The sequence below is a fragment of the Pantoea sp. BRR-3P genome (genome assembly GCF_039621635.1).
GTDB lineage: Bacteria > Pseudomonadota > Gammaproteobacteria > Enterobacterales > Enterobacteriaceae > Pantoea > Pantoea floridensis.
The window spans coordinates 4101778-4113739 of the sequence record NZ_CP155066.1 but is presented as its reverse complement, the minus strand read 5'-3'; the positions used below and the strand labels follow the sequence as shown (position 1 = coordinate 4113739).

Annotated in this window: 10 protein-coding genes; 8 read left to right on the top strand and 2 right to left on the bottom strand. The window is 55.8% G+C overall.

The features are described from left to right. Positions 1-184: 184 nt before the first annotated feature. Genes gmk through recG form a run of 5 tightly spaced genes read left to right on the top strand, consistent with a single transcriptional unit; the run spans position 185 to position 6047 of the window. Positions 185-808 carry a guanylate kinase gene (gene gmk, locus AAGR08_RS18965; protein ID WP_097095555.1) on the top strand — a complete coding sequence of 208 codons (624 nt, stop codon included), beginning with the start codon at positions 185-187 and terminating at the stop codon, positions 806-808. A 57-nt stretch (positions 809-865) separates the two neighbouring features. Continuing rightward, complete coding sequence (rpoZ, locus tag AAGR08_RS18960; protein WP_007885265.1) at positions 866-1141, top strand: DNA-directed RNA polymerase subunit omega; 276 nt, start codon at positions 866-868, stop codon at positions 1139-1141. 20 nt (positions 1142-1161) lie between these two features. Then, on the top strand, positions 1162-3273 hold the full coding sequence (spoT, locus tag AAGR08_RS18955; RefSeq protein ID WP_097095554.1) for a bifunctional GTP diphosphokinase/guanosine-3',5'-bis pyrophosphate 3'-pyrophosphohydrolase: 2112 nt from the start codon (positions 1162-1164) through the stop codon (positions 3271-3273). Positions 3274-3276: 3 nt separating this feature from the next. Next, entirely contained in the window at positions 3277-3972 is a 696-nt protein-coding gene (gene trmH, locus AAGR08_RS18950) for a tRNA (guanosine(18)-2'-O)-methyltransferase TrmH (protein ID WP_097095553.1), read from the top strand. Next, on the top strand, positions 3969-6047 hold the full coding sequence (recG, locus tag AAGR08_RS18945) for an ATP-dependent DNA helicase RecG (protein WP_345827688.1): 2079 nt from the start codon (positions 3969-3971) through the stop codon (positions 6045-6047). The genes trmH and recG overlap by 4 nt, the downstream gene beginning before the upstream one ends. On the opposite strand, the gene AAGR08_RS18940 is transcribed toward recG, so the two are convergent. Next, a complete protein-coding gene (locus AAGR08_RS18940; RefSeq protein ID WP_097095551.1) occupies positions 6044-6529 on the bottom strand; it encodes a MarR family transcriptional regulator in 486 nt (161 codons plus the stop codon). The genes recG and AAGR08_RS18940 overlap by 4 nt on opposite strands. Positions 6530-6599: 70 nt before the next feature. Here AAGR08_RS18940 and AAGR08_RS18935 point away from each other — a divergent pair, with 70 nt between their 5' ends. From AAGR08_RS18935 to AAGR08_RS18925, 3 genes are all read left to right on the top strand, one after another. Beyond that, entirely contained in the window at positions 6600-7535 is a 936-nt protein-coding gene (locus AAGR08_RS18935; protein ID WP_345827687.1) for a zinc-binding alcohol dehydrogenase family protein, read from the top strand. Between the two features lie 92 nt (positions 7536-7627). Then, on the top strand, positions 7628-9013 hold the full coding sequence (locus AAGR08_RS18930) for a uracil-xanthine permease family protein (RefSeq protein ID WP_097095549.1): 1386 nt from the start codon (positions 7628-7630) through the stop codon (positions 9011-9013). Positions 9014-9135: 122 nt separating this feature from the next. After that, the gene (locus AAGR08_RS18925; RefSeq protein WP_097095548.1) at positions 9136-10812 is read left to right on the top strand and encodes an AsmA family protein; all 1677 of its coding nucleotides are present in this window, start codon (positions 9136-9138) and stop codon (positions 10810-10812) included. A gap of 144 nt (positions 10813-10956) precedes the next feature. Here AAGR08_RS18925 and fabY read toward each other — a convergent pair whose 3' ends face one another. Further along, a complete protein-coding gene (gene fabY / locus AAGR08_RS18920; protein ID WP_007885253.1) occupies positions 10957-11904 on the bottom strand; it encodes a fatty acid biosynthesis protein FabY in 948 nt (315 codons plus the stop codon). Between the last annotated feature and the right edge of the window lie 58 nt (positions 11905-11962).

Genomic DNA, 11962 nt, shown 5'->3' with positions numbered 1-11962 from the left:
AAGCGATGCGCTGGAGACAGATTCCAGGCTTTTCATCCGGATTGCAGCTTGCTACATCAGCCTCTGGCGCGGCTTCACAGAAAAAAGAATTGCCTCAGCCAAGCGGCAAACGCTGCGCCACCTCCCCAAGCCGTGTATACTGTGCAGGAAATCGACTCCGCTCTTTACTCAATTCAAGATAACCATGGCTCAAGGCACGCTTTATATTGTTTCCGCCCCTAGCGGCGCGGGTAAATCCAGCCTGATTCAGGCGCTGTTAAAGACACAACCGCTGTACGATACGCAGGTGTCTATTTCGCATACCACCCGTGGCGTGCGTCCCGGTGAAGCTCATGGTGAGCACTACTTTTTCGTCTCTAAGGGCGAATTCGAAACCATGATTGCAGCAGACGACTTCCTCGAACATGCGGAAGTGTTTGGCAATTATTACGGTACGTCACGCGCTGCGATTGAGCAGGTGCTGGCGACCGGCGTTGACGTCTTCCTGGATATCGACTGGCAGGGCGCGCAGCAAATTCGCAAGAAAATGCCGGCCGCACGCAGCATCTTTGTGCTGCCGCCTTCTACCGAAGAGTTGGATCGCCGCCTGCGTGGTCGCGGTCAGGACAGCGAAGAGGTGATTGCCCGTCGTATGCAACAGGCCGTGGCGGAAATGAGCCACTACGCCGAGTACGACTATTTAATTGTTAATGATGATTTTGATCTGGCGCTGTCAGATCTCAAAACCATTATCCGCGCAGAACGTCTGCGTATGGGTCGCCAAAAATCGCGACATGATGCTTTAATCAGCAAACTATTGGCAGTCTGAATTCACTTTCAGTATTATGCCCAGTCATTTCTTCATCATCTGTGGAGTAGCACACCTATGGCACGCGTAACCGTTCAGGACGCAGTAGAGAAAGTTGGTAACCGTTTTGACCTGGTGTTGGTCGCTGCACGTCGTGCACGTCAGATGCAGGTAGGCGGTAAAGATGCGCTGGTTCCAGAAGAGAACGATAAGCCGACCGTTATCGCCCTGCGCGAAATTGAAGAAGGTCTGATCACGACCCAGATTCTGGATGTGCGTGATCGTCAGGAACAGCATGAGCAGGAAGCCGCTGAGTTACAAGCCGTTACCGCTATCGCTGAAGGTCGTCGTTAATAGCACGCGGCAGGTCGCCCTTGTATCTGTTTGAAAGCCTCAATCAACTGATTGAAAAATACTTGCCTGAGGAGCAAATCAAGCGCCTCAAGCAAGCTTATCTTGTCGCGCGTGATGCCCACGAGGGACAAACACGCTCCAGCGGCGAGCCTTACATCACCCATCCTGTTGCGGTTGCCTGCATTCTGGCCGAGATGAAACTCGACCATGAAACGCTAATGGCAGCGCTGCTGCATGATGTGATTGAAGATACGCCCGCCACCTACCAGGATATGGAACAGCTGTTTGGTAAAAGCGTTGCCGAACTGGTGGAAGGCGTATCCAAGCTCGATAAGCTGAAGTTCCGCGATAAGAAAGAAGCGCAGGCTGAAAACTTCCGCAAAATGATCATGGCGATGGTGCAGGATATTCGCGTCATCTTGATCAAACTGGCTGACCGCACGCACAACATGCGCACGCTCGGCGCGTTACGCCCGGATAAAAAACGTCGTATCGCGCTGGAAACGCTGGAGATTTACAGTCCTCTGGCGCACCGCCTGGGTATTCATCACCTGAAAACAGAACTGGAAGAGCTCGGCTTTGAAGCGCTCTACCCGAACCGTTTCCGCGTGATCAAAGAGGTGGTGAAAGCGGCGCGCGGTAACCGTAAAGAGATGATTCAGAAGATCCTCGCTGAAATCGATGGTCGCTTACAGGAAGCAGGCATTCCCTGTCGCGTAAGTGGGCGTGAGAAGCATCTCTACTCGATCTACCGCAAAATGCACCTGAAAGAGCAGCGTTTTCACTCGATCATGGATATCTATGCCTTCCGCGTTATCGTGAAAGATTTGGATACCTGTTATCGCGTGCTCGGCCAGATGCACAGCTTGTATAAACCGCGTCCCGGACGCGTGAAAGATTACATCGCTATTCCCAAGGCCAACGGCTATCAATCGCTGCATACGTCAATGATTGGCCCGCACGGCGTGCCGGTTGAAGTGCAGATCCGTACCGAAGATATGGATCAGATGGCTGAAATGGGGGTGGCAGCACACTGGGCTTATAAAGAGACCGGTGAAATCAGCGGCACCACCGCGCAAATTCGCGCTCAGCGCTGGCTGCAAAGCCTGCTTGAGCTGCAGCAAAGCGCCGGTAGCTCGTTTGAATTTATTGAAAGCGTGAAATCCGATCTCTTCCCGGATGAGATCTACGTGTTCACGCCGGAAGGCCGCATTGTCGAATTACCGGCTGGCGCTACGCCGGTTGATTTCGCCTATGCGGTGCATACCGATATTGGTCATGCCTGCGTCGGCGCACGCGTCGATCGCCAGCCTTATCCGCTGTCACAATCGCTGGCCAGCGGCCAAACCATTGAAATTATCACGGCTCCAGGCGCACGACCGAACGCCGCCTGGCTTAATTTTGTCGTGAGTTCTAAAGCGCGCGCCAAAATTCGTCAGCTGTTGAAAAACCTCAAGCGTGAAGACTCCGTAAACCTTGGTCGTCGCCTGTTGAGCCACGCGCTCGGCGGCAGCAAGAAACTGGCGGAGATTCCGGCCGAGAACATCCAGCATGAGCTGGAGCGCATGAAGCTGACCGCCATTGATGATTTGCTGGCGGAAATTGGTCTGGGTAACGCCATGAGCGTGGTGGTAGCGAAGAATCTGTTGCAGTCTGGCAGTGAAGAGCCACAAAAAAACAGCAAACGCAAAAAGCTGCCGATCAAAGGCGCGGATGGCGTGCTGATTACCTTTGCCAAGTGCTGCCGTCCCATTCCCGGCGACCCGATTGTCGCGCACGTCAGTCCCGGCAAGGGATTGGTGGTGCATCACGAATCCTGCCGTAACATTCGCGGCTACCAAAAAGAGCCTGAAAAGTTCATGCCGGTAGAGTGGGATAAAGTGACCGATCAGGAATTTGTCGCCGAAATTAAAGTCGACATGTTCAACCATCAGGGCGCACTGGCCAACCTGACGGCGGCAATCAATACTGCCGGTTCCAATATTCAGAGCCTGAATACCGAAGAGCGTGATGGTCGCGTATACAGCGCCTTTATCCGCCTCACCGCGAACGATCGCGTCCATCTGGCGAATATTATGCGCAAAATTCGCGTAATGCCGGACGTGATTAAAGTTCACCGAAATCGTAACTAGTCCATGAACGCTCAACGCTTTGCTCGTATTCAGGAGATGCTGGCCCTGCGCCAGCACGACCTCACCGTCTGCATGGAACAGGTGCATAAGCCGCATAACGTTTCAGCGGTAATCCGTACCGCCGATGCGGTCGGCATCCACGAAGTTCACGCCGTGTGGCCCAGCGTGCGTATGCGCACTATGGTGTCCGCTTCGGCTGGCAGCAACAGCTGGGTGAAGGTGAAAACCCATCGTCATATTGCCGAAGCGGTGCGTCATCTGAAAGAGAGCGGCATGCAGGTGCTGGCGACCAATCTTTCGGCCAAAGCGGTGGATTTTCGCGAGATCGATTACACCTTGCCGACCTGCATTCTCATGGGTCAGGAAAAAACCGGGATTACCGCAGAAGCGTTGGCATTGGCCGATCAGGACATCATTGTGCCGATGGTGGGCATGGTGCAGTCGCTCAACGTCTCGGTTGCGTCTGCGTTGATTCTGTATGAAGCGCAGCGCCAACGGCAGAACGCGGGGATGTATCAGCGCACCTACAGCCTGCTGGATGAAGACGAGCAGCAGCGTTTGCTGTTTGAAGGCGGCTATCCGGTGCTGGCGCGCGTGGCAAAGCAGAAAGGCCTGCCTTATCCCCGCATCAATGCCCAGGGCGAGGTGGAAGCCGACGCTAATTGGTGGGCTACCATGCAATCGACGGGTAAAAAATGAAAGGCCGTCTGCTGGATGCCATCCCGCTCAGTACCCTGACCGGCGTCGGCGCCAGTCAGTCGAGCAAACTGGCCAAACTTGGCCTGTTCACCATTCAGGATTTGCTGCTGCACCTGCCACTTCGCTACGAAGATCGCACCCAACTTTATAAAATTAATGATCTGCTGCCGGGCGTTTATGCCACGGTGGAAGGCGAAGTGCTGAGCAGCGAAATCAGCTTTGGTCGCCGCCGCATGCTGGTTTGCAATATCAGCGATGGCAGCGGCATGCTCACCATGCGTTTCTTTAATTTCAATGCCGGAATGAAAAACAGCCTGTCACCGGGCCGCCGCGTTACCGCCTATGGCGAGATTAAACGCGGCCAGCGCGGTGCGGAAATCATTCATCCCGAGTATCGCGTACAGGGAGAACAAGGCGGCGTTGAGCTGCAGGAAACGCTGACGCCGGTTTATCCCACCACCGAAGGCATTCGCCAGGCCACGCTGCGCAATCTTACCGACCAGGCGTTGACGCTGCTGGAGAGTTGTCCGATTGCCGAGCTGCTGCCCACTGAACTGAGCGGCGGGTTGATTAGCCTGCCGGATGCACTGCGCACGCTGCATCGCCCACCGCCGGATTTACGTCTGAGCGAGCTGGAAACTGGCCGCCATCCGGCCCAGAAGCGTTTAATTCTGGAAGAGCTGCTGGCACATAACCTCAGCATGCTGGCGGTGCGCGCGGGTGCGCAGCGCCATCATGCGCTGCCGATGACGGCGCGCCATGAACTGGTTAATCAGCTGCTCGCGGCGCTGCCCTTCTCACCAACCGGTGCGCAAAACCGCGTGGTGGCAGAAATCGAAAAGGATCTGGCCAACGATTTTCCGATGATGCGTTTGGTGCAGGGCGATGTGGGTTCCGGCAAAACGCTGGTGGCCGCGCTGGCGGCGCTAAATGTCATCGCGCACGGCAAACAGGTGGCGTTGATGGCACCGACCGAACTGCTGGCCGAACAGCACGCCAACAATTTCCGCCAGTGGTTTGCGCCGCTGGGCATCGAAGTAGGCTGGCTAGCGGGCAAGCAGAAAGGCAAAGCGCGCGAAGCGCAGCAGGAAGCGATTGCCAGCGGCCAGGTTGCGATGGTGGTTGGCACCCATGCCCTGTTCCAGGAACAGGTGAAATTCAACGGCATGGCGCTGGTGATTATTGATGAGCAGCACCGCTTTGGCGTGCATCAGCGTTTAGCGCTGTGGGAAAAGGGCGAGGAACAGGGCTTCCATCCGCATCAGCTGATCATGACCGCGACGCCGATTCCCCGCACGCTGGCAATGACCGCTTACGCCGATCTCGATACCTCGACCATCGATGAATTACCGCCTGGACGTACGCCGGTGACCACGGTGGCAATTCCCGACAGCCGTCGTAGCGAGATCATCACGCGCGTGCAGAGCGCCTGTCACGAAGGGCGCCAGGCTTATTGGGTCTGTACGCTGATTGAAGAGTCGGAAGTGCTGGAAGCGCAGGCGGCGGAAGCCACCTGGGAAGAGCTGAAAGTGGCGCTCCCCGATTTGCAGGTGGGCCTGGTGCACGGCCGCATGAAGCCAGCCGAAAAGCAAGCGGTGATGGCAGCGTTTAAAGCCAATGAAATCCAGCTGTTAATCGCCACCACCGTGATTGAAGTAGGCGTGGATGTGCCGAATGCCAGCCTGATGATTATCGAAAACCCGGAACGTCTCGGGCTTGCACAGCTGCACCAGCTGCGCGGTCGCGTGGGCCGTGGCGCGGTCGCCTCGCATTGCGTGCTGCTGTACAAAGCACCGCTAAGCAAAACCGCCCAAAAGCGCTTGCAGGTGCTGCGCGATAGCAATGACGGCTTTGTAATTGCCCAGCACGATTTAGAGATTCGCGGTCCGGGTGAGATGCTTGGTACGCGGCAAACCGGAAACGCCGAGTTTAAAGTGGCCGATTTGCTGCGCGATCAGGGGATGATCCCTGAAGTTCAGCGCGTGGCGCGCCATATCCACCAGCATTATCCTGAGCAGGCGCAGGCGCTGATTGAGCGCTGGCTGCCGGAAACCGAACGCTACAGCAACGCTTAATCCGTGGTTTTGCGGTTATCGATGGCGATGAAATCCCCAACAAATTTTTGCAGCAAACGCGCCAGCTCGGCGCGTTCTTCATCCTGCCAGTTGGCAAACAGGTTCTGATAAATCTGCGCACGCGCCGCATCGATTTTATCTGTCATTGCCTTTCCCGCTGCGGTAATAATCGCTTCGTTTACCCGTTTATCTTTGGCATTTTTCTGCCGCTGCGCCAGTCCTGACTGTTCCAGCTTTGCCACCTGACGACTGACGGTGGTGTAATCCCGCCCGACACGCTCCGCCAGTTCTACCACGCCAATCGGCCCAAAACGCCCAATCTGGATGAGCAGCGGAAACAGCGCGCGATCGAGCTGAATATTGGATTCTTTTATCAATAATTCATCACGTTGCGGCCGGTTGAAGGTGCCGACAATCATTAGCAGCGCATTATGCAGATCATCAAATGCTGCACTATTATGTGTATTTTGCACACTTTCCATTGACGTTATCCCGAGGTAAGCCTAATGTGTGCATATTACACATATTATCCAGTTAACTGAAGGTGAAAGCATGAAAGCAGCATTTGTTTCCGCAGCCGGTGAACAGCCGGTGTACGGTGATTTCCCTGAACCGCAGGCCGATGACAGCCATGTGGTCGTCACGGTGAAAGCCGCCGCGGTCAGCCAACTGGCAAAAGCACGCGCCGCTGGCACCCATTACAGCGCAACAACACAGTACCCCTTTATTACCGGCATTGATGGCACCGGCACGCTGAGCAATGGCGATCCGGTTTATTTCCTCGCTTTCAATTCGCCGTGGGGCAGCATGGCGGAAAGAACCTTAGTACCCGCTGACAGCATCGTTGCGCTGCCCGCAACGCTTGATCCGGTGCTGGCCGCAGCGCTGGCTAATCCGGGCATGTCATCCTGGGCGGCACTCACCCGCCGCGCACAGCTGCGTGCCGGCGAGACCGTATTGATCAATGGCGCCACCGGTACTTCGGGCGGTTTAGCGGTGCGTATTGCGCAGCATCTGGGAGCCGGAAAAATTATTGCCACCGGCCGTAACCGCGCAGCCCTCGATCAGCTGCGGGCGCAGGGCGCCGACATCACCTTAACGCTGGATGAATTATCAGGCGCGTTACCGGCGCTGATGAAGGAAGGCATTGATGTGGTGCTGGATTATCTGTGGGGCCAGAGCGCGCTCGATATCATGCAGGCGGCGGTTGCGGGCGGTGAAAAAACAGTGCGCTTTGTGCAAATCGGTTCACTGAGCGGCCAGGAAATCACGCTGCACAGCAAACTGCTGCGCTCATCCGGACTGACGTTGATGGGTAGCGGTTTGGGTAGCGTATCCGACAAAGAACTGATCGCCTGCATCAGTGAAATGCTGGCCGCCGCCGCAGAGAGTGATTTTTCCATCCCGTTCCAGATGCGTCCATTAAATGAAGTAGAGCAGGCGTGGCAGGAAGATGATAGCCGCTGCCGCACCGTGTTTACGCTCTAGATCAACGGAAGTAAAAAGGGGCATTGCAAACGATTGCTTTCACAACGCAACCGTTTAAAATCGCCCCTTTGTTGTAATTGAGAACGTCCACCATGTCCGTCAACACCACTGAATCATCTCAGCCTGCCAGCGCTGCAAGCCCAAAAAGTGAACTGATTTACCGCCTCGAAGATCGCCCACCGCTGCCGCAAACCCTGTTTGCTGCCTGTCAGCATCTGCTGGCGATGTTTGTCGCGGTGATTACGCCCGCCCTGCTGATTTGTCAGGCGCTGGGTTTGCCGGCGCAGGATACGCAGCACATTATCAGCATGTCGCTGTTTGCTTCTGGCGTGGCCTCGATTCTGCAAATCAAAACCTGGGGACCGGTCGGTTCCGGCTTGTTGTCGATTCAGGGCACCAGCTTTAACTTCGTGACCCCGCTGATCATGGGCGGGATGGCGCTGAAAAACGGCGGCGTTGATGTACCGACCATGATGGCCGCGCTGTTCGGCACGCTAATGGTGGCATCCTGTACCGAAATGGTGCTGTCACGCGTATTGCATCTGGCGCGTCGTATTATTACGCCGCTGGTTTCCGGCATTGTGGTGATGATTATCGGCCTGTCACTGATTCAGGTCGGTTTGACTTCGATTGGTGGCGGCTTTGCTGCAATGAGCGATCACACCTTCGGCGCACCGAAAAACTTACTGCTGGCTGCGGCGGTGCTGGTGGTGATTATCCTGCTCAATCGTCAGCGTAATGCCTATCTGCGCGTCGCCTCATTGGTGATCGCGATGGCAGTGGGTTATGCGCTGGCCTGGGCGCTGGATATGCTGCCCGCTACCGCTGCGCCAACCAATCAACCGCTGATTGCGGTACCTTCACCGCTCTACTATGGCCTTGGCTTTGACTGGAATCTGCTGATCCCGCTGATGCTGGTGTTTATGGTGACGTCGCTGGAAACCATCGGCGATATCACGGCAACCTCTGATGTTTCCGAGCAGCCGGTAAGCGGCCCGCTGTATATGAAGCGCCTGAAAGGCGGCGTATTGGCCAACGGCCTCAACTCGTTTGTTTCTGCGCTCTTCAATACCTTTCCGAACTCCTGTTTCGGCCAGAATAACGGCGTGATTCAGCTGACGGGCGTTGCCAGCCGCTATGTCGGTTTTGTGGTGGCGCTGATGCTGATCGTGCTGGGTCTGTTCCCGGCAGTGAGCGGATTTGTGCAGCACATTCCAGAACCGGTGCTGGGCGGCGCGACCATTGTGATGTTCGGGACCATCGCCGCATCCGGTGTGCGTATCGTTTCACGCGAGCCACTTAACCGTCGCGCCATCATGATTATCGCGCTATCGCTGGCGGTAGGTCTGGGTGTTTCTCAGCAGCCGCTGATTCTGCAATTTGCCCCTGATTGGCTGAAAACCCTGCTTTCATCTGGCATTGCAGCCGGTGGTATTACCGCCATTGTATTGAACCTGATCTTCCCGCAAGAAAAGTAAAGCACCAGGCAGGCTTCGGCCTGCCTGATATTTATCCGCTTTTACATCCAGGCTGTTGAGGTGTAACGGTAATTCAGGCATAACAACCACTCACCGGATAAATATCGGGATGGATGAGTGCGATGAAATTTTTAGGCAAGTTTTTCCTTAGCTTACTGCTGCTGATTCTGCTGGCGCTGGTTGTGCTGTATGTGTTGCTGCAAACACAATGGGGCGCTGGCTGGTTTAGCCGTTGGGTTAGCGATAAAACCGCCTGGCATCTCTCTCTCAGCAAGATTGAGCACGACTTTACCTCCCCTTCGCACATCATCCTCGACGATTTCAGCTTTGGTCATGATGGCCAGCCCGCGGTATTAGTGGCAAAGCGCGTCGACCTTGGCCTTGCGCTGGTGCAGTTCAGCGATCCGCTGCATTTCAACAGCATTGAAGTGCGCGACGGTGAGATCAATCTCGCCAATCAAGCGCCCGATACCACGCTACCGATGCAGGCTAATCGCCTGCAGCTGAACAATGTGCGTATTGAGAATCCGCATAGCACCATGCCGATGACCGCTCAGCGCGTGAACGGCGGTCTTCTGCCGTGGAAGCCGCTGCCTAATGACGTGCTGGGCAGCGATGCGCAGTTCCAGATCAGTGCCGGAACCCTGACGCTGGATGGCGTACCGGGCAACAATGTGTTGCTGCAGGGCAGCATTAAGCAACGTCGTCTGGTATTGAGTAATATTGGTGCCGATTTAGCGCGCGGTTCTATGACCGGCAACGCCGAGCGCGATGCGCAAGGCAACTGGAAGATTGACCAGCTGCGCCTCAACGATATCCGCCTGCAAACCCATCAAAGCCTGAGCGACTTCCTCAATCCGCTGCGCGATGTGCCTTCGGTGAGCATCAATCGTCTGGATATGACCGATGCGCGCCTGCAAGGGCCTGACTGGGCAGTCACCGACCTTGATTTGACGCTGAAAAACGTTACCTGGCGCGGTGATGACTGGCAAAGCGAGGGCGGTTCAATTTCGATGAATGCCGGGAATTTTATCAACGGTGGGTTTGAATTGAACGATCCTATCGTTAATGCCGATCTTTCAGCACAGGGCATCGCATTGACGCAGTTTAGCTCACGCTGGGTCAATGGCGTGATTCGCGCCAGCGGGAGCTGGACGCGCAGCGATAAGCGTTTGACGCTGGATGAACTGGCAATTGCTGGGCTGGAATACACTCTGCCACAAAACTGGCGTGAACGCTGGCAGGAGACTTTACCGAGCTGGCTGGATAGCGTGCTGGTAACGCGCGCCACTGCTAACCGTAACCTGATAATCGATATCAATCCCACCTTCCCCTTCCAGATGACGTCGCTGGATGGCAGTGCAGATAATCTGCTGCTAGCACGCCAGCATCAATGGGGAATCTGGAGCGGCAAAGCCAGCTTCAATGCGGCCGAAGCCACCTTTAATCGCACCGATTTGCGCCACCCTTCCATTGCGCTGAATGCCAATGATCAACAGATTCAGGTCACTGAACTGAGCGCCTTTAACGGCAGCGGCTTACTGGAAGGGACAGCAACGGTGGGCCAGGATGTGCAACGTCCGCTGACGCTGAATCTGAAAGGTCAGGCGGTGCCGGCAAACGTGCTGGGGAATTGGGGTTGGCCAACGCAGCTGAGCGGCAACAGTAATTTGCAGCTGCAACTGAAAGGCTCGCTGAATGCCAGCGCGCCGCTTCGCCAGAGCGTGGATGGCACCTTGTCGGTGACCACCGATGCACAAGCGGTGCAGCAGACAATGCGTGGCGGGCAGGTTCAATAGTTTAAAAACCAGGTCGCCATGAATGGCGACCCTACGATTATATCGCTGGGTTTTCGTAGGGTGCGCATTTATGCGCACCTGCATAAATAGGCAATTTTTTGCTTAAGTGAGCGGTATTAAGCCATGAATGGCGATAATACGATGCTAATTAATACGCGCCCCGGAGCCGCCTTCTTCCAGCGAGCCGTCAGAATCAGCCGGCAGCACGATATACACGCCTTCAAACACCGCGCCTAACTCCTCGTCACCGAACAATTCGACTTCCATCTGTACACGCGCTTTACGACCACGCGCCAGACGATCGAGATCGCCACTCAGCGAGCCAAGATCGGCAATCGCCCCCGGACGACCGCTGATGGGCTTGCTATAGCGGATATGCGCATCCGCCAGAATGATGGTCCCGCCAAGATGACGCTCGCGCAGCAGCAGCCAAATTAAGCCCCAACCGGTGAGCGTGGCGAGAGAAAAAAGGCTACCCGCAAAGAGCGTATGGTGAGGATTCTGGTTGCCCGCTTCAGGCATAGTGGTCACAAATTTCTGCCCGGTATATTGCAGAATGCGCACGCCCATTTTTTCACTCAGCGGGATGTGCTCGTACCACGCTTGCTGCAGCTGCCCGCACCAATCTGCACGATGCAGAATATCGTCGAGCGTGACTACCGGTTTGATCATCAGGAAGTGGCGCACCGGCGTGGTTTGCGGCGCAGTGATTTCGCCCTGGTTGACGTAGCCCAGCTTGGCAAAGAATTCGACGGCGTCTTCGCGCGCGCTACAGGTGACGCGTTTGGCGCCTTCCTGACGCGCGACCGACTCCAGCGTCATCGCCACCAGCGTGCCCAGGCCTTTACCCTGTACGGAAGGATGCACTGCAAGGAAGCGAATCGCCGCTTCGTTTTCCGCGTTGATGTACAGACGGCCCACCGCGACGGGTTTGCCCTGCTCATCCACCACCATTTGATGATGCGCCAGCGCATCCCAGGCATCACGCTCAGAACCCTGCGGCTGACGCAGCGGCTTTCGTAACATTTCCCAACGGAACTGGTAATACATATCCAGCTCTTCCGCCGTTTGCGGTACGCGAAGATGATACATAAAGTGATTCTCTCGTTCGGAGCTTGCGTGGCTAAGTCCTTGCCGCTCGGCTGTTAAC

Bases quoted from the DNA above. Each gene is read 5' to 3' on its own strand.
- AAGR08_RS18925 (WP_097095548.1), top strand. From the start codon at position 9,136: ATGAAATTTTTAGGCAAGTTTTTCCTTAGCTTACTGCTGCTGATTCTG.
- fabY (WP_007885253.1), bottom strand. From the start codon at position 11,904: ATGTATCATCTTCGCGTACCGCAAACGGCGGAAGAGCTGGATATGTAT.
- AAGR08_RS18935 (WP_345827687.1), top strand. From the start codon at position 6,600: ATGAAAGCAGCATTTGTTTCCGCAGCCGGTGAACAGCCGGTGTACGGT.
- AAGR08_RS18940 (WP_097095551.1), bottom strand. From the start codon at position 6,529: ATGGAAAGTGTGCAAAATACACATAATAGTGCAGCATTTGATGATCTG.
- recG (WP_345827688.1), top strand. From the start codon at position 3,969: ATGAAAGGCCGTCTGCTGGATGCCATCCCGCTCAGTACCCTGACCGGC.
- AAGR08_RS18930 (WP_097095549.1), top strand. From the start codon at position 7,628: ATGTCCGTCAACACCACTGAATCATCTCAGCCTGCCAGCGCTGCAAGC.
- trmH (WP_097095553.1), top strand. From the start codon at position 3,277: ATGAACGCTCAACGCTTTGCTCGTATTCAGGAGATGCTGGCCCTGCGC.
- rpoZ (WP_007885265.1), top strand. From the start codon at position 866: ATGGCACGCGTAACCGTTCAGGACGCAGTAGAGAAAGTTGGTAACCGT.
- gmk (WP_097095555.1), top strand. From the start codon at position 185: ATGGCTCAAGGCACGCTTTATATTGTTTCCGCCCCTAGCGGCGCGGGT.